The sequence below is a fragment of the Streptomyces rhizoryzae genome (assembly GCF_023155275.1).
In the GTDB taxonomy this organism is placed as follows: Bacteria; Actinomycetota; Actinomycetes; order Streptomycetales; family Streptomycetaceae; genus Streptomyces; species Streptomyces rhizoryzae.
This window is the reverse complement of sequence record NZ_JALMUV010000042.1, coordinates 54,595-76,347: the sequence shown is the minus strand read 5'-3', so window position 1 is coordinate 76,347 and position 21,753 is coordinate 54,595. Positions and strand designations below refer to the sequence as shown.

General features: G+C 78.6%; 13 protein-coding genes and 1 pseudogene. 2 read left to right on the top strand and 12 right to left on the bottom strand.

What is annotated here, in order from left to right; translation table 11 throughout:
* From MUU72_RS35440 to MUU72_RS27550, 10 genes and pseudogenes are all read right to left on the bottom strand, one after another.
* Positions 1–2,540: hypothetical protein (locus MUU72_RS35440; RefSeq protein ID WP_282504748.1), on the bottom strand; the 2,540-nt coding region annotated here is incomplete at its 3' end.
* A 570-nt stretch (positions 2,541–3,110) separates the two neighbouring features.
* Complete coding sequence (locus MUU72_RS35435) at positions 3,111–6,482, bottom strand: FtsX-like permease family protein (RefSeq protein ID WP_308403878.1); 3,372 nt, start codon at positions 6,480–6,482, stop codon at positions 3,111–3,113.
* A gap of 197 nt (positions 6,483–6,679) precedes the next feature.
* The gene (locus MUU72_RS27585; RefSeq protein ID WP_248016122.1) at positions 6,680–7,084 is read right to left on the bottom strand and encodes a globin; all 405 of its coding nucleotides are present in this window, start codon (positions 7,082–7,084) and stop codon (positions 6,680–6,682) included.
* Between the two features lie 136 nt (positions 7,085–7,220).
* On the bottom strand, positions 7,221–8,741 hold the full coding sequence (locus MUU72_RS27580; RefSeq protein ID WP_248016121.1) for an FHA domain-containing protein: 1,521 nt from the start codon (positions 8,739–8,741) through the stop codon (positions 7,221–7,223).
* Positions 8,742–8,786: 45 nt separating this feature from the next.
* Positions 8,787–9,419, bottom strand: a pseudogene (locus tag MUU72_RS27575) (hypothetical protein); the annotation flags it as partial.
* A gap of 236 nt (positions 9,420–9,655) precedes the next feature.
* On the bottom strand, positions 9,656–11,020 hold the full coding sequence (locus MUU72_RS27570) for a PP2C family protein-serine/threonine phosphatase (protein ID WP_248016119.1): 1,365 nt from the start codon (positions 11,018–11,020) through the stop codon (positions 9,656–9,658).
* Position 11,021: 1 nt separating this feature from the next.
* Entirely contained in the window at positions 11,022–13,709 is a 2,688-nt protein-coding gene (locus MUU72_RS27565) for a serine/threonine-protein kinase (protein ID WP_248016118.1), read from the bottom strand.
* Positions 13,706–15,004, bottom strand: coding sequence for a hypothetical protein (locus MUU72_RS27560; RefSeq protein WP_248016117.1), 1,299 nt, complete (start codon positions 15,002–15,004; stop codon positions 13,706–13,708). The genes MUU72_RS27565 and MUU72_RS27560 overlap by 4 nt, the downstream gene beginning before the upstream one ends.
* A 157-nt stretch (positions 15,005–15,161) precedes the next feature.
* Positions 15,162–16,181, bottom strand: coding sequence for a glutamate ABC transporter substrate-binding protein (locus tag MUU72_RS27555; RefSeq protein WP_248016116.1), 1,020 nt, complete (start codon positions 16,179–16,181; stop codon positions 15,162–15,164).
* A gap of 14 nt (positions 16,182–16,195) precedes the next feature.
* A complete protein-coding gene (locus MUU72_RS27550) occupies positions 16,196–17,506 on the bottom strand; it encodes a GlnX family signal transduction membrane protein (protein ID WP_248016127.1) in 1,311 nt (436 codons plus the stop codon).
* Between the two features lie 429 nt (positions 17,507–17,935).
* Between MUU72_RS27550 and MUU72_RS27545 the strand changes: the two genes are divergently transcribed.
* Together MUU72_RS27545 and MUU72_RS27540 are read left to right on the top strand one after the other, a co-directional pair.
* On the top strand, positions 17,936–18,628 hold the full coding sequence (locus MUU72_RS27545; protein WP_248016115.1) for a FadR/GntR family transcriptional regulator: 693 nt from the start codon (positions 17,936–17,938) through the stop codon (positions 18,626–18,628).
* A gap of 178 nt (positions 18,629–18,806) precedes the next feature.
* Positions 18,807–19,142, top strand: a complete 336-nt coding sequence (locus tag MUU72_RS27540) for a hypothetical protein (RefSeq protein ID WP_248016114.1) — start codon at positions 18,807–18,809, stop codon at positions 19,140–19,142.
* A 47-nt stretch (positions 19,143–19,189) separates the two neighbouring features.
* Here the strand turns inward: MUU72_RS27540 and MUU72_RS27535 are convergent, their stop codons facing one another.
* Both MUU72_RS27535 and MUU72_RS27530 read right to left on the bottom strand, forming a co-directional pair.
* Complete coding sequence (locus MUU72_RS27535) at positions 19,190–20,182, bottom strand: N-acetylglucosamine kinase (protein WP_248016113.1); 993 nt, start codon at positions 20,180–20,182, stop codon at positions 19,190–19,192.
* On the bottom strand, positions 20,173–21,747 hold the full coding sequence (locus MUU72_RS27530; RefSeq protein WP_248016112.1) for a family 4 glycosyl hydrolase: 1,575 nt from the start codon (positions 21,745–21,747) through the stop codon (positions 20,173–20,175). The genes MUU72_RS27535 and MUU72_RS27530 overlap by 10 nt, the downstream gene beginning before the upstream one ends.
* Between the last annotated feature and the right edge of the window lie 6 nt (positions 21,748–21,753).

Here is a 21,753-nt window from a genome sequence, read left to right as displayed (position 1 = left end):
GAGAGGGCGAGGAGGGTGAGGGTGGGGAGGAGGAGGGAGGGGAGGTCGGGGTGGGGGTGGACGGGGGAGGCGGGAGTGGGGGCTGAGGTGGTGGGGAGGGCGAGGGCGGTGAGGTCGGTGCCGGGGGCGAGCAGGTGGACGGTGGCGGTGCCGGTGAGGAGGCCGCCGAGGGCGGTGAGCAGGGCGGGCGGCAGCGCTTCGAGGACGAGGAGGCGGCGGCCCCGGGACGGGGGCAGGCCCAGGGCACGGAGGCCGGTGAGGAGCCGGGTGCGTTCGGGGGCGGTCTGGAGGAGGGCGAGGAGCAGGGCCAGCGCGGCGAAGCCGGCGCCGGCGGCGACCGCGGCGGTGTAGAGGCGTTCGGCGCCCTGCTGGAGGGGCGAGTCGGCGAAGCGTGCGCGGACGGCGCTGCGCAGGGTGAGGCGGGTGGGGAGCGTGCTGGGGGTGTGGTCGTGGAGGACGGTGCGCAGGGCGGCCGGGTCGAGGGCGGGGCCGGTGAGCAGGACGGTGGCGGGGCCGGTGGCCGGGTCGGCGTAGGTGTCGGGATGGAGCCGCGCCACGCTGCGGGCGCTGACCACGACGAAGTCGCCCCCGGGCTGCGCGGGGGTGTCGCGGCGTACCACGGCCGGGCGGACGACGAGTTGGCCGAACTCCGGTTGCAGGGCCATGGGCGCGTCCCCGAAGCGGGTGCGGAAACCGGGCGAGACCAGCGCCGGCAGCGGGCGGTCGCCGCCCGGGTCGGCCAGGGCGGCGGCGTCGAACGGCCCCAGGCCGGTGGTGCGGGCGAGCCGCGCGTAGGCGCCGGGGTCGGCGATGACCAGGTACAGCGGCGGACCGTTGTCGTCGGCGGGCTGGGTGCCGATGCGGAGCGGGACGGCGTCCCGGACGCCGGGGGCGGTGCGCAGGGCGGACAGCAGGGCCGGCGGCAGGGGGTGGTCGGCGGTGAGGCGGGCGTCGGCGCCGACCGCGGCCAGCGCCGCGCGGTCGCGGGCGGTGGCGACGCCGTCGAGCACCGCGCCGCCGAACGAGGCGGTGGTCAGCGCCACCAGCAGGGCGAGCAGCGGCAGTCCGGCCGCCGGGGAGCGGCCGGCCCGGGCCAGGGCCAGGAACGCGGTCAGCCCCCGGGTCCGGGCGGCGGGCCGGGCCGCGAGCCGGAGCGGAAGCGGCAGCAGCCGGACCAGGAGCAGCGCGGCGATCCCGGCGATGAGCACGGGGGCCGCGCTGACCAGGACGTCCACGCCGCCGCTCCCGGTGCCGCGGCGGCGCAGCGCCGCGACGGCGGCCACCCCCAGGGCCAGCACGGTCAGTTCGGCGACCGTGCGGCGCCGGGACGGGCGGGCGCGGACCAGGTCGGTGCGGACCTCCGGGCGGACGGCGCGGTGCGCGGCGGCGGCCCGCAGCGGCAGTGCGAGGGTGCCCAGCAGCGCCGTGGCGGCCGCGGCGAGGAAGGACGGCAGGAGGCGCTCGCCGGGGACGAGGAGGACGGCCAGGGCCCAGCCGGCGGCCGACGCGGGCAGCGCCACCGCGGCGGTCTCCGCGGCCAGCCGGCCGGCGAGGCCGGGCAGGGAGGCGCCGCGGGCCCGCAGCAGCGCCAGTTCGCGGCGCCGCCGGACGGCCGCCAGCCCGCCGGCCATGACGAGTACCACCGAGGCGACGGTGCCGATCCCGCAGGCGGCCACCGCGACGACCGGGGCCACCGCGTCCCGGCCGCGCAGGTAGCCGTCCAGCAGGCCGTCCAGGTCGGTGCCGGTCAGACCGCCGGTGCCCACCACCTGGCGCACCCGGGCCAGGCCCGGGCCGCGCTGGAAGGACCGCACCTGCTCGCGCAGCAGCGGGACCTGCGCGGCGGTCAGCGGGCCGGGGTCGAGCGGGTAGCGCCAGAAGCGTTCCGGCTCGCCGCCGGTGGCCCGCAGTGCCGGGCCGTCCTCGGGGGCGAGCAGCAGCGCGGCGCGCCACCGCTTCTGCGGCGGGTCGCCCGAGGGGGACAGGGCGGCGGCGGTCAGCAGGGGGTCCGCCGCCCAGTACGGGCCGTCCGGGGCGCGCGGGGTGAGCAGGCCGGAGATCCGCAGTTCCAGCCCGCCGGCGCGCAGCGGGTCGCCGGGGCGGAGGTGGAGGGCGCGGGCGGTGGCGACGGTGACGGCGGCCTCCCGGGCGGCACCGGGCGGTGCGGGGCGCGGGAGGCGTCCCTCGGCGACGGCGCTGTGCCGGGCCAGGCCGGAGAGCGCGTAGAGGGTGAGGGCGGGGTCGAGGCCGTCGGGACGGGGCAGACCGGGGGCGGTCGCGGGGACGGGGGCGGTGGTGCGGACGCCGTGCAGGGCGTCGGCGGTGACGAGGGTGAGGGGCGGGGTGAAGAGGCGCTGGAGAGCGGTGTCCTGACGGCCCGTCCGGTCGGCGGTGGTGTCGTCGGGGCGGCTGTCGGCGGTGATGTCGAGGGTGCGCCGGGCGGGCGGGGCGTCGGTGAGGGCGGCCCGGACGGCGCGGGTCTGGTACGCCTCCACCCCGCGGGGGAACGCCGCCGCGAGGAACGCGGTGACCAGGACCAACGCGCCCAGCGCCAGCGCCGGCAGGGGAGCGGCCCCGGCCCGGGCGGCGAGCGCGGGGGGAAGCGGGGGGCGGGGCGGCCGTCCACGCCCTCCAGGCCGTTCCGTCCGTGCGGACCGTCCCGGCCGATCCGCCCTTTGCGAGCGTTCCGACCGTTCCGACCGTCCTGCGCGCCCAAACCGGAGGGCCTGTCGGGTCAGCCTCAGCCGTCTCGTCGTCCTCAGTCGCCCCATTGACCTCAGCCAACCCGTCAGCCTTCGCCATCCCGCCGACCTCAGCCGCCCCGTCAGCCCTCCCCGTACTCGCCGTGGCGCCCGCCTCGTCAGCCCCAGCAGCCACCCCAGCAATCCCACCAATCCCAGCGACGACCCCATCCGCCCCACCAAAGACCCCAACCACCCCAGCAGCCCGGCATACCCCTCACCCCGCACAGCCCTCATCGCCCCCGCAGGCTCCCCACACTCCACCGCCCGCCTCCGCCTCACCGTCCGCACCCCCGCACCCCTGCCCCACCGCCCCCACCGGCCTCCGACCACCCACCGTCACCCCGCACGCCACCTCACCCCCAGCCCTCACCCCTCCCCCCGCGCCCGCAGGGTGCGGGTCAGGGCGGGGCGGTGGAGCCCGGTGAGGGCGGCGGTCAGCAGAGGGAGGGCGGCCACCGCCGCGAGCAGCGCGGCGACCTGGCCGGGCGGCAGTTCGACCAGCACCGGTGGCACCGGGCGGCCGGCGTCCTGGGTCAGGACGACCAGCGGCACCACCGCATGGGTCAGCACCGTGCCCAGGGCCGTGCCCACGGCGAGGGCCAGTGCGATCAGTACGCCCTGTTCCGCGGCGAGCATCCGGGCCAGCTGCCGGCGCGGCGCTCCCAGGGCCCGCAGGACCGCCAGTTCGCCGGTGCGTTCCCGGACCGCTCCCGCCGCGCCGACCGCGAAACCGGTCGCGGCCAGTGCCACCGCGGCCACCGCCGCGGCCGCCGGTGCGGTCCGCGGCCCCTGGCCCAGCGGATCGCCGTGCAGCTCCCGGGCCAGCTCGTCGCGGACCAGCACCTGCCCGGGGTCGGTGTCCGGACGGGCCCGCAGCGCGGCCACCACCTCCGCGGTGGCGCCGGGCCGCGGGCGCAGCCACCACTCGGTGGCGTCCAGCGGGGCGGCCCCGAGGTCGGACAGCGCCTCGTTGACCGCGCCGAAGTCGAGCAGCAGCCCGCCGCCGCCGGGCGGCGCGTCCCCCGGTCCGGGCAGGGCGCGCACCGCCCGGACGATCTTGGCCTTCAGCGCCTGGCCGCTCACGGTGACGTCGAGGACCGAGCCGACCCGGGAGCCGGCGGCCCGCAGGAACGCGTCGGTGGCCGCGGCCGCCAGCGGGGGCCGCGCGGGGTGCGCCGCGGTGACCCGTACGGTCGTCACCGCCGCCGCCCAGTTGTCCAGCCGGGCACCGCTGTCGTACGTCACGGCCGGCAGCCCGCCGCCGGTCGTCTCCGCCCGGTCCGCCCGGGGGCCGTGCGGCAGGCCCGCCGAGGTGCTCTTGTCGCCGATCCGGGCCGTCCAGCCCGTCGCGCGCGCGGCGGTCACCGGGTGGCCGGTGCCGTCCCCGGTGACGGCCCGTACGGCGTCCAGGGTGAGCCGCTGGCGGTACGAGACGGGGGTCTGCGCCAGGTCGAGGGTCAGGCCGGTCAGCCGCAGCGGACCGGCCGGGGCGCCCGCCGCGGCGGCCAGGTCCACGGTGCCGGTGTGCGGCCGCCCGTCGGCCGGGAGCCGGCCGGCGGGGAGGGTGAAGGGGCTGCCGTGGGCGTCGGTGACGAGGACGGAGAGGGCCGGGGCCGGGCCGGCAGGGCTGCCTGGCGGGCCGGGGGCCGGCGGCCCGGGGAGCGCCCGGAGCGGTGTCAGGGTGGCCGTGAGCGTCAACCGCGCGGTCCCGGGCGGGAGTTCGGGGCCCGGTGGCGGGCCGGCCGGCGGGGCCAGGGAGCGCAGCAGCGCGTCCGTGGCCCGGTTGGCCGCCGGGTCGCCGGCCGGGCCGGCCGCGGCGCCGCCCGCCAGGTCGCCGCGGAGCAGCAGTGCGCCCGCCGCCGCCCGGGTGTCCAGGGCGAGCAGGGCGGAGGCCCGGCCGTCCGGCAGGCTCAGCGGGGCGTACCCGGCGGGCAGCGCCGCCGCGACCCCGGGCAGCGCGGCGTACCCGCCGCCCTGCCCCCACCGCGGTGCCCCGCCGGTCAGTACGCGCACCGGCGCGCCGGCCCGGAAGTCGGCCCGGTCGTCCTGGGAGCGGTCCCACGAGGCGCGCTGCCCGATCGCCAGCATGCCCAGCGCGGTCGCCAGGACGAGCAGCAGCACCGGGCCGGTGGCGCGCAGCGGGCGGCGGCCGAGCTGCCAGCCGGCCAGCGCCGCGGCCAGGCCCCGGCCGCGGGCGGCGGCCCGTTCGGCGAGCCGGGCGGCCGGTGGCAGCAGCCGCAGGGTCAGCACCGTCCCGGCCAGCAGCGCCAGCGCCGGGGCGGCCACCAGGACCGGGTCGATGCCCAGCCGTCCGCCGGTGTCCGCGGTCAGCACCCCGCCGCCTCCGCCGCCGTCTCCGCCGCCGGTCCGCTGCCGCAGCTGCGCGTACGCGACCCCGGCGAGCACCAGCAGCGCCAGGTCCGCACCGGCCCGGACCGCGCCGGGCAGCGCCCGGGCCCGGCCCGCCGGGCGGTCCGCACCGGAGCGCAGCACCGCCGGGGCGGCCACCGCGGCGGCGCAGACCAGCGCCACCAGCGCGCCGGTCAGCCAGGTGGCGGCGGTGGGTGCGGTGGCCGGCGGCGGTCCGGCCGGGCCGCCGCGCACCAGCAGCCGCAGCAGCGGACCGGCCAGCAGTGGCGCGGCGAGCGCGGCCGGCAGCGCCAGCAGCAGCGCCTCGGCCAGCGCCGTCCCGGCGAGCCGCCGCCGGGACGCGCCGCGGGCCCGCAGCAGGACGCGCTCCGCGGCCCGTTCGGCGCTCAGCAGCCGCCCCACCCGCAGCAGCGCGTATCCGGCCAGCAGCAGGAGCTGGAGGGCGACCAGCAGCACGGTGGAGCGGTTCACCAGCAGCGACCGCCGCAACCCGGCCAGGACGTCGGGGAGTTCGGTGGCGGCGGTGGCCCGCCCGTGGAACACCGGGTCGGCCATCAGGGCCCGCGCGGCCGGCCGCGCGGCGGCAGCGAGCGCCGGCACCCGGTCCGCGGTCAGCGTGCGGAAGTCGCCGGTGGCCAGCCAGCCCACCGACTCCGGCACCAGGGGACCGCCGGCCCCGAACGCCGCCGGCCCGGTGAGCAGCGGCCCGTAGGTGGGGTAGCCGAGGGTGCGCACCCCGCGCCCGCCGAGCTCGTCGAGCTGCCAGTACGGGTCGGTGCGGTCCGTGGGGCGGTAGACGCCGGTGATCTCGACGGCCAGCCGGGCCGGGCCGGAGAGCCGGCTGCCGAGGGTGAGGCGCTTGCTGGGGCGGAGGCCGAGCCGGGTGGCGGCGGCCTCGGGGAGCGCCACCGGGAGCCGGCCGTGCGCCGCCGCGCCGGGCCAGTGCCCGGCGGTGAGGGTGAGGCGGCCGCGGTCGAGGACGGCGAGGTGGGTGAGGGCGGGCTCGCCGCCCGCGGGGCCGCCGCTCCCGGACCCGCCGGGCGGGTCCGGCGGGCGGGGCAGCGCGTACGGTCCCGAGCGGGTCAGCGTGCGGACGGTGAACGGGAGCCGGCCGAAGGCCCGTTGGGCGGCCCGGGCGACCGCGCGGTCCGCCGCCGTCCGGTCGGCGGCCGGGAGCTGCGCCGTGACCCGGAGCGCGGCGGCGGAGGCGGAGCCGCCGCGCAGCGCCTGCCGCAGTCCGGCGTCGCCCACCGCCGCGGCGAACGCGGCGAGGGTGGCCAGCACGGTGGCGGTCAGCACCACCGCGAGCAGCGCGGCGGCGGGCAGCGCGCGGTGCGCGCGCCACCGCTGCACGATGAAGCCGGACACGGATCCCCCCCGGAGCGGCCCCGGGCCGCCGGCCGGGACGCACCGGCGGCTCTCGGCGCCCGTACTGCGACACCTCCGAAACGGCGCTCGAATGCGGGGGATCGTCTCAGAGCGCGGCGGGCCGGGCGAGCGGTTCGCGGCGGGTCTTGACCGGATCGTGACCGGGCGGCCCGGCCGGGGCCGGTGTGAGGCTTCTCTCAGCCGGGGGTGTTGATCATCGAGGCGGCCGCGTACGTGAGGTAGTCCCACAGCTGCGCGCGGTGCGCCTCGGCGAGGCCGAGCGAGTCCACCGCGTCGCGCATGTGCCGCAGCCAGGCGTCGTGCGCGGCCCGGTCGACGGTGAACGGGACGTGCCGCATCCGCAGCCGGGGGTGGCCGCGGTTCTCGCTGTACGTGCGGGGCCCGCCCCAGTACTGCATGAGGAAGAGGGCCAGGCGGTCCTCGGCCGGGCCGAGATCCTCCTCCGGGTACATCGGCCGCAGCAGCGGGTCCTCGGCGACCCCCTCGTAGAAGCGGCGCACCAGACGGCGGAAGGTCTCCTCGCCACCGACCTGCTCGTAGAAGGTCTGCTCCTGAAGCGTGCCCTGCGGAATGTTGTTCACCGGTCCATGGTGGCAGACCGCCCGGCCGGGGACTTCGGACGGAGGACGGGCGGTGCGGGGCACCGGCGGCGGGGTGCTCCGGTGCGTGACGCGGCGGCCACGCACCGGAGTTGACCCGTCTGCTGCGTGTGCGGGGTCAGCCGCGCCGGACGGTGAGCGTCGTCCAGGCGCCGACGTGCACCCGGTCGCCCTCGTGGAGCGGCACCGGCACGTACGGCTGGATCGGCTCCTCGGCGAGGTTGACGGTGGTGCCGTTGGTGGAGTTCTGGTCCACCACCGCCCAGCTGCCGTCCTGCTGCTGGACGAGCAGGGCGTGCTGGTGCGAGACGCCCGGGTCCTCCGGGGTCCGGCCCAGGTCGACGTCCGGGGACTCGCCGGTGCTGTTCCGGCGGCGGCCGACCGACACCTGCCCGTTGGCGAGCGGCAGCACCTGCTCGGGGGAGTAGGAGGGCAGGTTGAGCCCGGCCGCCTCGGGGCCGCTGCGGCTCATCATCGCCATGAAGTACTCGCGGTCCGGGGCGATCGCCACCACCCAGCCGTCGCCGACGACCGGCGGCGGGGCCTGCGGCGGTGCCGCCGGGGCCTGGCCGGGGCCGCCGGGCCACTGCCCGTCGGGCCCCGGCTGCTGCTCGAAGTGGTGCTGGGGCTGGTCGAACGGGGCCGGCGGCTGCTGCTCGAACGGGGCCTGCGGGCCGGGTCCGGGCTGCGGGGGCGCCATCGGGCCGGCCGCGTGCTGCGGGCCCGGCGGGGGCAGCGGCCAGTCGTCACCGCCCTGCGGCGGGGGCGGCGGACCGGGCTGCCCGCCGGGGCCCGGCATACCGGGCGGCGGACCGGGCTGGCCCGGATAGCCGCCGGGTCCGGGCATACCGGGCGGCGGGCCCGGCTGCTGCGGGGGCTGGGGCTGCGGGGCCTGCGGCGGCGGGAAGCCGTAGCCGCCGCCCTGCGGGCCGGGGCCGGGTGCGGGCGCGCCGGGGCCGCCCGGCCCGGGGGCCGGGGGCGGGAAGCCGTAGCCGCCCTGGGGGCCGCCGGGGGCCGGCGCGCCGGGCGGCGGCGCGAACGACGCCGGGGAGTTGGTGAGGAAGTTGTACTGGCACTCCGTGCAGAACGGCGCCATGCCCTCGCGGGGCGTACGGCACTGCGGGCACGGCTGCGGCTCCGCGGCCTGCTCGGGGCCGGGGCCGGGGAGGGGCGCGCCGTGCGGCGGCGTGCCGGGGCCGCCGGGAACGGGGCCGGGGGAAAACGGGGCGCCCGGGGGCACCGGGCCGGGGCCGGGTGCGGGGGCGCCGGGGCCGCCCGGACCGCCAGGGCCGGGGGCCGGCGGCGGGAAGCCGTAACCGCCCTGCGGCTGCTGCGGGCCGCCGGGGCCGGGCGCGGGCGGCGGGAAGCCGTAGCCGCCCTGGCCGCCCTGGCCGCCCTGCGGGCCGGGGGCGCCGGGCGGCGGGCCGGGCTGGCCCGGGAACGGGGCGGGTGGAACGGGGGCGCCGGGCGGCGGGCCGGGCTGCCCCGGCGGCGGGCCGGTGGGGTCGGCGGGCGGCGGTGTGTTCAGGAAGCCGGCGGGCAGAGAGGGCGGCGGGGGGACGGCACCCGCCATGCGCTGGCCGCACACCTCGCACCAGTCTTCGGCCGCCGACTGGTGGCCGCTCGGGCAGGTCGGCATGTCGGTTCTTCCCCCTCCGTACCGTTACTTCCGGGTGGTACTGAATCAGAGCTGATCGTGGTCGTTCGTCGGTGTTGCGCCGGGCGGAGTCCGGGTGCCGGGCGCCGTCGGGGAGCCTTCCCGTCCGGTCTCGGCGGCCTCCGCCGTCTGTCGCACAGTACCCGCCGCGGTATCGACGCCGTCCACCACCTTCGCAAGGAGTTTCGCAGTGTCCCCGTTCCCCGGGGCGGCGGCCAGCAGCGCCGCCCGGCGCAGTTCCGCCAGGGCGCGCACGGCATCTCCCCACTTCGCCGCATCCAGCCCCCGCTGGATGGCTTGGGCCAGTTCCGCCCGTCCCGTGTGGTGTGCCACCTGTCGGTCGATACGTACCGCGGAGGCCGGTTCGTCCGTCCATACGGCGCGGACCAGGGCCTGCGCCACGACCCGTGGGGCGGCGCCGTCCGGCGCGGGCAGCAGGACCGCGATCCGGGCGGCGAGCATCTCCCGGCCCAGACCGGGGTCCGGCAGCCGCAGGCACAGGTGGTAGTCGCGGGACTCGTCGCCCCAGGGGCCGGTCGGGTAGTCGCCCGTGCGCGGCCCCGAGGCTCTTCGCCGGGCGGTCAGGTCCGCGGCGGCGGGCGCCACTTGCCGCAGCAGCGCCACCCGCGCCCCCAGGGGCGTCCGCACCCGCAGCAGCACCCCCGGGTCCGGCTCCCGGCCGGGGCCGGCCACCGGGCGGCCGCCGGTCGAACCGCCCCCGGTCGCGGTGACCGTCAGCACGGCGTGCACCTCCCGCCCGCCCTCGGGGAGGAAGGGGTTGTGGTGCACCTCGGCGGTGAAGCGCGGCACCCGCGACTTGGCGAAGTGGACCATGGGTCAGTTCCGCTCCTTGCGGCCGCCGCCCGCCGGGGCCGGCGGGTGCGGACTCGGGGTGCTCAGGCCGATCCTGCCCCCGGCCCGGGCGCCGGGAACGGCACCACCGCGACCGTTACGTTGTCGTGCCCGCCGCCGGCGAGGGCGTGGCCCACCAGCACCCGCGCGGCCTCCAGCGGCCGGGCCGGCGCGTCCAGGGGCAGCACCGCGGCCATCGCCGCGGCGCTCTCGGCGTAGTTCCACAGCCCGTCGGTGCACACCACCACCACGCCGGGGCCGTCCGGCCGGAAGGCCGCGACGTGCGGTTCGACCTCGTAGGCGTCCGCGCCGAGCCAGCCGGTGATGGCGTGCGCCCGCTCGTCGGCGTTGGCCTCCTCCTCGGTCATGAAGTTGCCGGCGACCATCTGCGCGGCCCAGGAGTCGTCCTCGGTCAGCCGGACCGGCGGCGCGGTGCGGTCGTCGGGGATCCAGTACGCGCGGCTGTCGCCGACCCAGCCGACGGTCAGCAGCCCGCCGCCGACCACCGCGGCGACCAGCGTGCAGGCCGGGGCGTTCTGCTGGCGGTAGGCGTCGTGCGCCAGCGACGGGTCGGCGGCCAGCGCGTCCACCGCCGCCGAGGCCGCCAGCACCGCGTCGTGCATGGCCTGCTGCGGGTGCGCACCGCGCGGCAGGGACATCCGCAGCGCCCCGGCGGCCCGCTCGGCCGCGGCCCGGGACGCGTCGTCCGGCCGGGTCGCCGAGGAGACCCCGTCGCAGACCACCGCGAGCACCGCGGGCGCGCCGTCCGGCAGCGCGGTGGCGGCCAGGGCGAAGTAGTCCTCGTTGCGGTGGTGGCGGCGGCCCAGGTCGCTGACCGCGGCGATGCCCGCCACCTCCTGCTCCAGGTGGTCGCGGGAGGGCCCCGCCGGGGCGGCGGGAGCCGTTCCGCTGCCGGCCGCGGGGGGCCCGGGGGGCCCGGGGGCCGCTTCGGGTGCCGTTCCGCTTCCGGGTGCGGCGGGCGCGGCCGCAGGACCGGCCGGTGGCGCGGGTGGCGTGGGAGCCGCTCCGCCGGGCGCCGGGGCGGGCTGTCCCGGCCCGGCGGCCGGACCGTCCGCGGCCCGCCCGGCGGATTCCGCTCCGGTCCGCGGCGCGGCTCCGGCGGCGGCGTCGGCGACCGCCTCGTACCCGACGACCCGGGGGTCCGCCGGCCGGTCCGCGGCACCCTCCCGCGGCGCCGGACTCCCGTACGGCAGCCGGGTCGTGGGGTCCGGCGGAGGCGGCCCCGCCGGACCTGCCGGGTCCGCGTGCGGCGCCGCGGCCCCCTGGCCCGCGGGCGCGCCGTACCCGCCCGCCGCCCGGGGATCGGCGCCGCACCGCCCGCAGTAGTTGTCCCCCGCGGTGAGCGGCTCCTCGCAGCTCCGGCACCGGGACGGCCCAGTCACACCCATGTCACACCCATGTCCTGGGGCGGAAGCGGTTGGCCCGCTCCACCAGCTCGATCCTTTCCTCACCACGCTGCGCGAGCCGGGCCAGCAGGCGGTAGGACCGCTCCAGCCCGGACCGCAGCCCGCGTTCGTCCAGCGGGCTGCCGAGCAGCACCGGCCGCTGCCGCGCAGCGGCAGGCCCCGGCGCACCGTCCCGTACTCCGCCGTCCGGTACCCCGCCGTCCCGGACACCGTCCGGGGCACCGCCGGGAGTTCCGGCCGGAGGCCCGCCGGACGCCCGGTCGGCAGTCCGGTCGGAGGCCCGTCGGGCGGTCCGTCCGGCGGTCCGTTCCGCGGTCCGTCCGGCGGTGCCGGGCCCGTCGCCGTGGCTCCCGGAGAGTACCCAGTCCAGGGCACTGCCCAGTACCTCGGTGGCGAGCTGGGCCCGCCGCCGGTCGTCCAGCCCGAACTCGGCCAGCGCCTCGACCTCTTGGGCCGCGGCCAGCAGGTCCGGCAGCAGCGGCTCCCGGGGCGCGCGCCGCCGCAGCCGCGCCCGCACCGCGGCCGCCCGGGCCGCGGTGTAGTGGATGGACGACTCCGGTACGGACTCCAGCGCGGCCACCGCACCGGCCCGGTCCCCCTCCGCCAGCCGCACCCGGGCCAGCCCGAACGCGGCACTGACGTACCCGCGGTCGGTCGCCCACACGAGGCGGTAGTACTCCGCCGCGGTGGCCGGCTGGCCCAGCAGCTCGGCGCTGATGCCCAGCGCCAGCTTCGGCGCCGGCTCACCGGGGAACGCGTCGTAGACCGCGTCGAAGGCCAGCGCGGCGTCCTCGTGGTCGCCGGCCACCAGCGCGGCCAGACCGCGGTGCCACACCGCCCGCCAGTCGGCGGCCGGGGGCCCGCCGTCCTCCGGGGGCGGGGCGTCCGGCCCGGTGGGCGGCGGGGCGGCGGCGCCCAGTTCGAGCCGGGCGCGCAGGGCCCGCAGCCGGACCTCCGGGGAGTCGGCGGGCGCCGCGCGCAGGGCGGCCAGCAGCTCCGCGGGCGACGCGGCGTGCAGTCCGGCCAGGAAACCGGCGCTGGGGTCGTCCGCGTCCGGCCGCGGCACCGGCAGCGCCAGCGCCGCCCCGGCCACGTCCAGCGGCCGCAGCAGCGGCTCCCCGGGCCCGGGGCCGGCCGCCGCCGGGCGCCGGGTCCGCCGGCGGCCGGTCCGCCGCGCGCCCAGCACCGAGGCGTCCCCGGCCAGCGGCGGGACCAACTCGGTGCCCACCACGCGGAGTTCGGGCCCGAACAGGGTCGACGGTGCCGGCCGCGGCTCGCCCGTCCGCAGCGCCACGACCTCCCGCAGCACGCCCGTCAGCTGCTCGGCCATCTCCTGCGCCGATCCGAACCGGCGGTCCGGGTCGGGGTCGGTGGCCCGCACCAGCAGCCGGTAGAACGACTCGTAGCGGCGGAACACCTCGATGTGCTCCGGATCCGGCAGGCAGTCCGCGAAGACGTTGGTGTAGCCCTGGAAGTCGAAGGTGAGGACCGCCAGCGTCCGGGCGACGGTGTACAGGTCCGAGGCGACCGACGGGCCCACCTCGCCGACCTCGGGCGCCTGGTAGCCGATCGTGCCGTAGACCGGGCCGGTGCGGTCGTCCATCCGCCGCACCGCGCCCAGGTCGATCAGCTTGAGCCGGTCCTGCTGCTGGATGGCGTTGTCCACCTTGAAGTCGCAGTAGAGCAGCCGCCGGTCGTGCAGGTGGCCGAGCGCCTCCAGCGCCTCGATGCCGTACGCGCACGCCTGCTCCACCGGCATCGGATCGCGCCGCCCCTGGTCCGTGCGCCGCTCGTTGGCCAGGTCCTTCAGGGACGTGCCGCCGACGTACTCCATGACGATGTAGCCGTCCCGGCTGCCCGTCGAACGGTCCAGGTGCTCCACGAAGTTGTAGATCCGGACGATGTTCGGGTGCTCGATCGCGGCGAGGAAGCGCCGCTCGGACACCGCGGCCGCCAGCGCCTCCTCGTCACCGGTGTCCAGCAGGCCCTTGAGCACCACCCACCGGTCGTCGACCGCGCGGTCCCGCGCCAGGTAGATCCACCCCAGCCCGCCGTGCGCCAGGCAGCCCGCGACCTCGTACTGGCCGTGCACCAGCTCCCCGGGCCGCAGCTTCGGCACGAAGCTGTACGGGTGCCCGCACGCGGTGCAGAACCCCTCCGCGGTGCCCGGCCGCCCGTCCCGGCCCCGGCCCACCGGCGCCCCGCACTCCCCGCGGCTGCAGAACCGCTTCCGCTCCGGCACCTGCGGACGCTCCAGCACCACCGACCGCGGATCGCGCCGCGGCACCTGCGGCACCGCCACCAGCCCGGCGCCGAGCCGCCCGTGGGACGCCCCCGAACCGCCCCCGGAACCGGCGGCACCGCCTTTGCTGCCGCGCACCACCGGCCGCCGGCCCGGCCCGCTCCCGGACCGGCCGCGCGCCGGCTGCCCCGGGACGTGCGTCCCGGCCGTCCGGGAGCCCCGCGCCCGGCTCGGCGGCGGCGCGGCGACCGTCGCCCCGCCGGCGTCCACCCGCTGCGTCAGCACCGTCGCGGTCGCCGACAGCAGCCCCTCGGGCGACACCACCGGCGCCAGCCCGCAGACCTCGCAGTACAGTTCGCCGCCGCCGACGTCCTCGTAGCGCCCCGCGCACTCCCGGCGCTGGCACCGCCCCCCGTCCCGCTCCGTCACGGCTCCTCCCGGCCGTCCCGCTGCTCCGGAACCAGCGCTTCCGCCGCCGCCTCCTGATAGCGCCACACCGCCTGCTCCGCCGCCCGCAGATCGCACGGCGCGCTCCACAGCATCCGGCGCGCCACGTCGTACCGCTCCACCAGCAGCGGATCCGCGGCCAGGCCCTGCCGCGCCACCCGCGCCCGGCAGGCGTCCAGCCGGCCGCGCAGCTCCGCCCGCACCGCCAGCGGCGCCGTCACCGCCGTCAACGACTCGCGGGCCCGGGCCAGTTCCTCCTCCGCCCGCTCCTCCAGGGAGTCCAGCAGCGGCGACAGCCGGTGCCACTGCGCCCGCCGGCGGTACTCCGCGGCCGCCGCCAACTGCTCGTGCAGCGCCGTCGAGGGCCCGCTGACCGCCGGCACCTCCGACGCCGCGATCTTCGCCAGCACCTCTCCGCGCGCCTGCCGCGCCTCGGTCAGCGTACGGTCCGCCCGCGACAGCACGTCCCGCAGCAGCATCAGCCGCCGCTCGGCGTCCTGCCGCACGTCCAGCACCGCCGCGATCTCCCGCCGGATGTCCTCCAGCGCCCGCGCCGCCCGGTCGTAGCGGTCGGTGTCCGGGCGGCCCCCGCCGGGTGCCGCGCTGCCCTCCGGCGACGCCTTCCAGAACGCCAGCGGATCGGCGATCACCCGCTCCCGCAGCCGCGCCAGCTCCCCGGTGATCCGCTCCAGGTCGTCACCGGCCGGATGCTCACCGGGCCGCACCCCCACCGAGTGCGCCAGCGACCGCGTCCGCCGCAACTCCTCCGCCAGCAGGTCTATCCGGGCCGGCAGCGCCGACCACACCGCGTCCGCCGCCACGATCACGTCCAGCGACCGCGCGTACCGGCCGTTCATCCGCGCCACCAGCTCGGCCAGGCCGATCCGTTCGCCCGGCGCGCCGCCCGCCTCCGCCGGCACCGCGACCCCGCCGTCCCACAGCAGCTCCGCCAGCTCCGCCAGATCACCGGCCGACGGCCAGCGCCGCCGCGCCCGCACCTTCCGGGCCGCCGCCAGCACCTCCGTGTAGGCGTCGAACAGCGCCCACAGCTCCGCGATGGCGCGCTCCGCCCCGGCCCAGCGCTCCTTGGTGACGCCCGTCAGGCCGGCGCCCTCCAGGAGCCGCCGGCCGGCGTGGTCCTGGAGCGCCAGCAGCGACGTCTCCAGCGCCTCGTACTCGGCACCGAGCCGCGCCAGCGCGCGGTCCACCTCCTCCCGGTCCGGCACCGGGGCATCGGGCCTCCCTGCCGAGCCGGGGAAGGGTCCAGGGACCCCCATCGCTCACCTCTCCCACTACGCGTACCGTGCACGGCGGTTGGTGCGGCCCGGCTCCCCGCCGGGCCTTCGGCCCCCCTGCCCCCGTACCGGCCGACCGCCGGCCCCTCCATAGTGACCCCGTGAACGCCCGCGGGGCCCCGGGACGCCGCCCGACGCCTCAGTCGCTGTACTCCGGCGCCGGCGGCCCCGGTATACCGGGCAGATCGGCCCGCAGCCACTTCCGGTACGCCCGCATCCACGCGCTGTCGTCCCCGCCGCGGCGGTAGTCGTCCAGGACCTTGTTGACCCGGCGCACCAGATCGGGGTCGTCCTGGTTCATCGCCACGCCGTACGCCTCGTCGGTGAACGGCGTGCCCTTCAGCTCGACCGCCGGGTCCTGCGCCGCCTGCGCCGCGGCCAGCGCGCTGTCCGTCACCACCGCGTCCGCCTCGCCCAACTGGAGCCGCACCAGGCAGTCCAGCTGATTGGGGGCCGTCACCACCCGCGCCCCGTGGCTGCGCCGCGACAGCTCCGCCTCACCCGTCGAACCCGCCGCCGTGCACACCCGCTTGCCGCGCAGCGAATCGTCGAACGCCGTCACCGGCGACGCCTTCGGGGCCAGCACCTGCTGCCCGGCCTGGAAGTACGCCGTGGAGAACGCCACCTGCTCCTTGCGCGCGCAGTTGATCGTCATCGTCCGCACGACCATGTCGACCGTCCGCTGCCGCACCGCGGGGATCCGCTGGTTGGTCGGCACCGCCTGGAAGACGACCTTGGCGTCCGGCCCCAGGATGTCCCGGGCGATCGCCCGCGCCAGATCGATGTCGAAGCCCTCCAGCCGGCCCGTCCCCGGATCCCGGTACCCCCACCGGTAGGTGTTCTGGTCCACCCCGACGACCAACTGGCCCTTCCGACGGATCCGCTGCACCGCCGGGCCGTCCGCCGCCGACGGCCGCAGGCTCGCCGCCGCGGTCCTCGGGGTGCACCCCGGCGCCGCCGGAGCCGCCTGCGGCAGCCCCGGGCCCGCCGTGCGGTGCGCCGCCACCGGGCCCGCGTCCGCCCCGGGCCCCCACGGGCCCGACCCGCGGCCCAGCGCGGGCACCAGCACCGCTGCGGCCGCCGCCATCACGGCCATGCCCGCCGCCACCGGCGCCAGCACGGCCCGCAGATCCCGCAGCCCCCGCCCGCGCGTCCCCATCCCGCCGACCCCCCTCACCGGTACTCCGACAGCCTGCGCCCGATACCCAGCACCGCGGCCGCCGCGCCCACCACGGCCAGCACCCCGGCCCCCACCGGCAGCCCGCGCAACGCCGCCCGCCCCCCGTCCGCCGCCGACCGGAACCGCTCCTGCGCGTCCGCGAGCGCCCGCCGCAGCCCGCCGTCCACCCGGTCGAACGACGCCCCCGTCGAACCGTCCCCGCCGATCACCTGGCGCAGCGCCCGCTCGTAGTCCCCCCGGTCGTCCGCCGCCCGCGCCGCGGCGTGCCGCTCCTGCCACTCCCGTACGGCCGCCAGCGCGTCCCGCACCGGCCGCCGCCCCGCCTCGCCGTCCGCCACCGCCAGCGCCGCCCCCAGCGCACCCCCGGAAGCCTCCTGGCCCGGCCCCGCCGCACCCGCCAGATCCCGCATCCGCGCCCGGAAACCGACCTCGTAGAAATCCTTCTGATCGGCCGTCAGCACCGCGCCGCGCGCCACCAGCGTGAGATTCTCGTCGCCGCGCGCCCGCAGCGCGTCGATCCGGGCCGCGTTCAGCGCCGCCAGCGACCGGGCGCCGTGCTCCGCGGCGTCACCCAGCCCCGCCCGCGCCACCGCGTGCCCGGCCACCAGCCACAGCAGCACCGCCACCGACGCGACCGTCGCCGCCAGCAGCCCGGGGCTGAACACCCGGTGCGTGCGCCGGTAATGCCGGCGCTGCGCCCACCCCAGCGCCCCGATGGCGGCCACCCCCGCGGCCAGCGCCCACCACGGCCAGGCCACGGCCCGCTGCTGGTCGGCGGCCAGCCGCGCGGTCTCCGCCTCGTACAACGCCCGGGCGGCCGGAAGGAGTTCCGCCCGCATCCGCTCGTTGGCGTACCGCAGATAGGCGCCGCCCAGCGGCAGCCCCTGGCGGTTGTTCGTCTTGGCGGTCTCCACCAGCCCCGCGTACCGGGGCAGCAGCTCGTTCAGCCGCGCGATCTGCGCCGCCGCCGGATCCGCCGCACCGTCGGCCGCCTCCGGCCCCGGCGCGCCGGCCGCCGCCCTGACCAGCAGCTGCGAGGCCGTCGCGAGGTCGTCCGCGTACCGCTCGCGGGTCGCCGCGGGCTCCACCGACCCGGCCAGGAACCCGGCGGCGGCCGTGGTGTCGGCGTCCGCCAGCGAACGGTAGACCCGCGCCGCGTCGGCGGCCAGCGGCTGGCTGCGGGCCACCACGTCCCGGGCCGCCGCCGCCCGGTCCGACACCTGCCAGGCGGTGACCGCCCCGAACACCAGGACCAGCAGTGCGAGCGCCGCCCCGATGGCGCGCAGCCGCCCCGGCTCCGTCATCGCCGCCGCCCGCAGCTGGTCCAGCCCCTCCGCCCACGCGGTCCGCCGGCGCCCCGGGGGACGCCCGTCCACCGGGACGCCACCGGGCGCTCCGGGCCCTTCGGGCGGCGCCGGGGAAGCGGACGCCGCGGACGATGCGGACAACACCGACGACACCGACGAACCACCCCCTGGTCGCTGACTGCGGGCCGGCCCCGCGCCCGGCGCCTCGGGTACGGGCGCACGGCCGTCAGTATGTCCGCGCCGCCCCGCCACCACACCGGACTTGACCCGATCTTGTTCGGAACACCAAAGCACACGCGGCCGGAACCGGCCCTCTCAACGGGCCCACCGCACCACCCTCCGGCAACCGGGCGAGCCCGGCCGCTTCCGCATTACCCTTGCGGCGGAGTCGCCGGACATCAGGCGACCGAGAAGGGGAGTGATCGGGTGCAGGCCGTCCGCAAGGGCCGGGTGTCGCTCGTGGAGTCCGCGACCGACGAGATCCGCGGCCAGATCGTCAACGGCACCTGGCCCGTCGGCAGCCGCATCCCGCCCGAGAGCGCCCTCTCCGAGGCGCTGGGCGTCAGCCGCGCCTCGGTCCGCGAGGCCGTCCGCTCGCTGGTCCACTCCGGCCTCCTCGAACCCCGCCAGGGCGACGGCACGTTCGTGATCTCCGACGACGACAGCGCGGTCGCCCTCCGCCGCCGCCTGGAGCGCGCCGAGCTGAGCCACGTCACCCAGGTCCGTCAGGGCCTCGACGTGGTGGCCGCCCGCCAGGCCGCCAAGCACCGCACCGACGAGCAGCTCGCCGGCATCGAGGCCGCCCTGGAGCGCCGCAAGGCCGCCCTCGCCGCCCACGACAGCGAGGCGTTCACCGCCGCCGACGCCGAGTTCCACGTCCTGGTCGCCGAGGCCGGCGCCAACCCCGTCCTCGCCGACATCTACCGCTCCCTGAGCGCCGCGCTGCGCGCGGAACTGCGCCGCGCCGCCTGCCTGGACACCGCCGACGCCGCTCCCACCGACCCGCACTCCCGCCTCACCGACGCCATCCGCGCCCGGGACCCGCAGGCCGCCGTCGACGCCGCCGTCCTCCTCCTCGCCGGCCACGTACGCGACCTGGCCCTGCCGCTGGACGACTGACCGCCGCCGGGCGGAAGGGCGGGGGCGCGGAACGTGGGGTGCGGCGTGGGGGCGCGCATCGATGCATCCCACGCCCCCGCTCCACTTCCGCGCGCCGCTGACGAACCCTCCCCCCGCAAACTACTCTGAGTGACGAAAGGTTGGCCTCCCGCCAACCCCCGAGCACCGGAGGCACGTCATGCGCCACCTCACCCGACTCCTCGCCCCCCTCACCCGCTCCCTCCCCGACCCGCCGCCCACCCACCCCGAAGTCCCCGCCCCGGCCAGCGGCTTCCTCACCATCGGCCGCACCACCTACATCAATCCAGCCGGCGCCTACCCCCTCTTCCACACCCCCGACGGATCCCCCACCCCCGTCATCAACGACACCGACCACCCCCTCACCATCGTCACGGAACGCGACCACTCCCCGCCCCCCGCCGACCTCGTCCTGGCCCCCGGCGAACGCACCGAGACGCGAAGAGGCGACTGGGTCCACGTGGGCACGCCCCTCGCTGACCGCCCACCGCGCTGAACGTCCACCGCCCGGGCCGCGCCCGGCTCCCGGCCGCCCGGCGCCGCCTACGCCCACCCCTCCCGCAGCCGCTCGTACGACTCCCGTGGCGGGCGCGGGCTGAGGTGGTCCAGGGCGTCGAGGGCGGCGCCGAGGACCGGGGGCGCGGTGAGGAGGCGTGGAACGGCCTTCGGGGCCCGCTCGGTGAGGAGGCGGAGGAGGTGGTCGTGGAGGAGCGGATGCCGGGCGGAGAGCACGCCGCCGCCCAGGATGACCGGGACGGGCTCGGAGAGGAGGCCGAGGCGCCGTAGGGCGACGGCGGCCAGCAGGGCGATCTCCTCCGCCTGACGGACCACGAGCGCGCGGGCCACGTCGTCGCCGGCCGCCGCGACGGCGAACAGCAGCGGGGCGAGTTCGTGCCGCCGGGCCTCGGGGATCCGGCCCAGGTGCAGGGCCTCGATCAGCTCCGGCATGGTGGTCAGGCCGAAGTGGGCGGGGAGCGCGCGGGCGAGGTCGCTGGGTGCGCCGCGGCCGTCCTCGGCGCGGGCCGCGTGCCACAGGGCCTCGTCGGCGAGGAAGGAGCCGCCGCCCCAGTCACCGGAGATCCGTCCGATGGCGGGGAAGCGGGCGGTGGCACCGCCGCGGCCGAGGCCGACGCAGTTGATGCCGGCGCCGCAGACCACCGCGACGCCCAGCTGCTCGGCGTCGTCGGCGAGCCCGGCGCGGAGCAGGGCGAAGGTGTCGTTGCGGACGGTGACGGTGTCCGCCCAGCCGCGGGAGGCGATCTCGGCGGTCAGGCGGGTGACTTCGACGGGGAGGTCGGCATTGGCGAGGAAGGCGGAGAGGTGGGCGGCCGGACCGTCGCCGGCCGGGCCGGCCTGGGCCCGGACCGCGGCGACCAGCGGCGCCAGGACGTCCACGGCGCGGGCCGGGCCGACGGCCGGGGGCTGGAAGCCGCCGCCGCGGGCCCGGCCGAGGACCCGGCCGTCCGCGGCCACCAGGGCCACGTCGGTCTTGCTGTTGCCCGCGTCGATGGCGAGCGCCGTGCCGGTCAGGCCCACGTGAGGTGCTCCCGGTTGTGTGCGATCAGCTCGTCGGCGAGCCGGTCCGCGTAGTCGATCTGGCCGATCAGGGGGTGGGCGAGGAGCGCGGAGAAGACCCGGTCGCGGCCGCCCTTGAGCGCGGCTTCCAGGGCCAGGTGCTCATAGGCCGTGACGTTGGCGACCAGTCCGGCGAACAGGGGCGGGAGGGGGCGGAGGGGGAGGGGGGAGGGCCCCCCGGGCCCCACCCCCGCCGGCACCTCCACCACCGCATCATCCGGCAGGAACGGCAACGTCCCCGCGTTGAACGTATTCATCACCTGCACGCCCCCCGCACCGGCCGCACCGCCTGCGCTGAACAGACCGGAAGCGGTGGCCGCCCCGACCGCACCGGCCGCCCCCGCCACACCGCCCGCACCCCGGCCGCTCACCGAGCCGCCCCCCGTACCCACAGCCCCACCCGCAGGGCCACCGCCCCCGGCGCTCCCCGCCGTACCGTCGCCACCACTCCTGGCACCCCCCGCCGTGCCGTCGCCACCACTCCTGGCACCCCCCGCCGTGCCGTCGCCGCCACTCCCGGCGCTCCCCGCCCTGCCGTCGCCGCCGCCCCCGGGGTCGCCCCCGCTCAGGAGGGCCGAGGTCAGGGCCACGGCGGCTTCTGAGTAGTAGGCGCCGCCGCGTTGGGAGAGGAGGGCGGGTTTTTCGGTGAGGGAGGGGTCGGCGTAGAGGTCGAGGAGGCGGCGTTCGAGGGCGGCGACCTCGGCGGCGCGGGAGGGCTTGGTGCGCAGTTCCCGCACCACCGCGTCGTGCTGGTAGTAGTAGCGCAGGTAATAGGACGGCACGACGCCCAGGTGGTCCAGGAGCGCGCGCGGCATCCGCAGGTCGGCGGCGATGGCGTCGCCGTGCTCGGCCAGGAGCCGGGGGAGGACGTCGGTGCCGTCGACGCGGACCGCGCGTTCCCAGGTCAGGTGGTTGAGGCCGACGTGCTCCAGCTCGACGCGCTCGGGCGCCACCCCCAGCAGTTTCGCGAACTTCCGCTGGAAGCCGATCGCCACGTTGCACAGTCCGACGGCCTTGTGGCCGTGGGTGAGCAGCGCCCGGGTCACGATGCCCACCGGGTTGGTGAAGTCCACGATCCAGGCGTCCGGGCAGCGGCGGCGGACCCGTTCGGCGATGTCCAGGACGACCGGGACGGTGCGCAGCGCCTTGGCGAGCCCGCCCGCCCCGGTGGTCTCCTGGCCGACGCAGCCGCACTCCAGCGGCCAGGTCTCGTCCTGGTTGCGGGCCGCCTGCCCGCCGACCCGTAGCTGGAGGAGGACGGCGTGTGCCCCGTCGAGTCCGGCGTCGAGGTCGTCGGTCCAGGTGATCCGGCCGGGGTGGCCCTGGGCGGCGAAGATCCGGCGGGCCAGGGCGCCGACCAGCGCCAGCCGCTCGGTGGCCGGGTCGATGAGGACGAGTTCGCCGACCGGCAGGGCGTCCCGCAACCGCGCGAAGCCGTCGATGAGTTCGGGGGTGTAGGTCGAGCCGCCGCCGACCACCGCGATCTTGACGGAGGACGGGGAGCGGTCCCCGGGAGTTGGCAGCATGTCCGT

What these genes read in the sequence shown, in the direction of transcription:
- MUU72_RS27560 (WP_248016117.1), bottom strand. Translation starts at nt 15,004, where the DNA reads ATGGGGGTCCCTGGACCCTTCCCCGGCTCGGCAGGGAGGCCCGATGCC.
- MUU72_RS27530 (WP_248016112.1), bottom strand. Translation starts at nt 21,747, where the DNA reads ATGCTGCCAACTCCCGGGGACCGCTCCCCGTCCTCCGTCAAGATCGCG.
- MUU72_RS27540 (WP_248016114.1), top strand. Translation starts at nt 18,807, where the DNA reads ATGCGCCACCTCACCCGACTCCTCGCCCCCCTCACCCGCTCCCTCCCC.
- MUU72_RS27570 (WP_248016119.1), bottom strand. Translation starts at nt 11,020, where the DNA reads ATGGGTGTGACTGGGCCGTCCCGGTGCCGGAGCTGCGAGGAGCCGCTC.
- MUU72_RS27550 (WP_248016127.1), bottom strand. Translation starts at nt 17,506, where the DNA reads ATGACGGAGCCGGGGCGGCTGCGCGCCATCGGGGCGGCGCTCGCACTG.
- MUU72_RS27580 (WP_248016121.1), bottom strand. Translation starts at nt 8,741, where the DNA reads ATGCCGACCTGCCCGAGCGGCCACCAGTCGGCGGCCGAAGACTGGTGC.
- MUU72_RS27555 (WP_248016116.1), bottom strand. Translation starts at nt 16,181, where the DNA reads ATGGGGACGCGCGGGCGGGGGCTGCGGGATCTGCGGGCCGTGCTGGCG.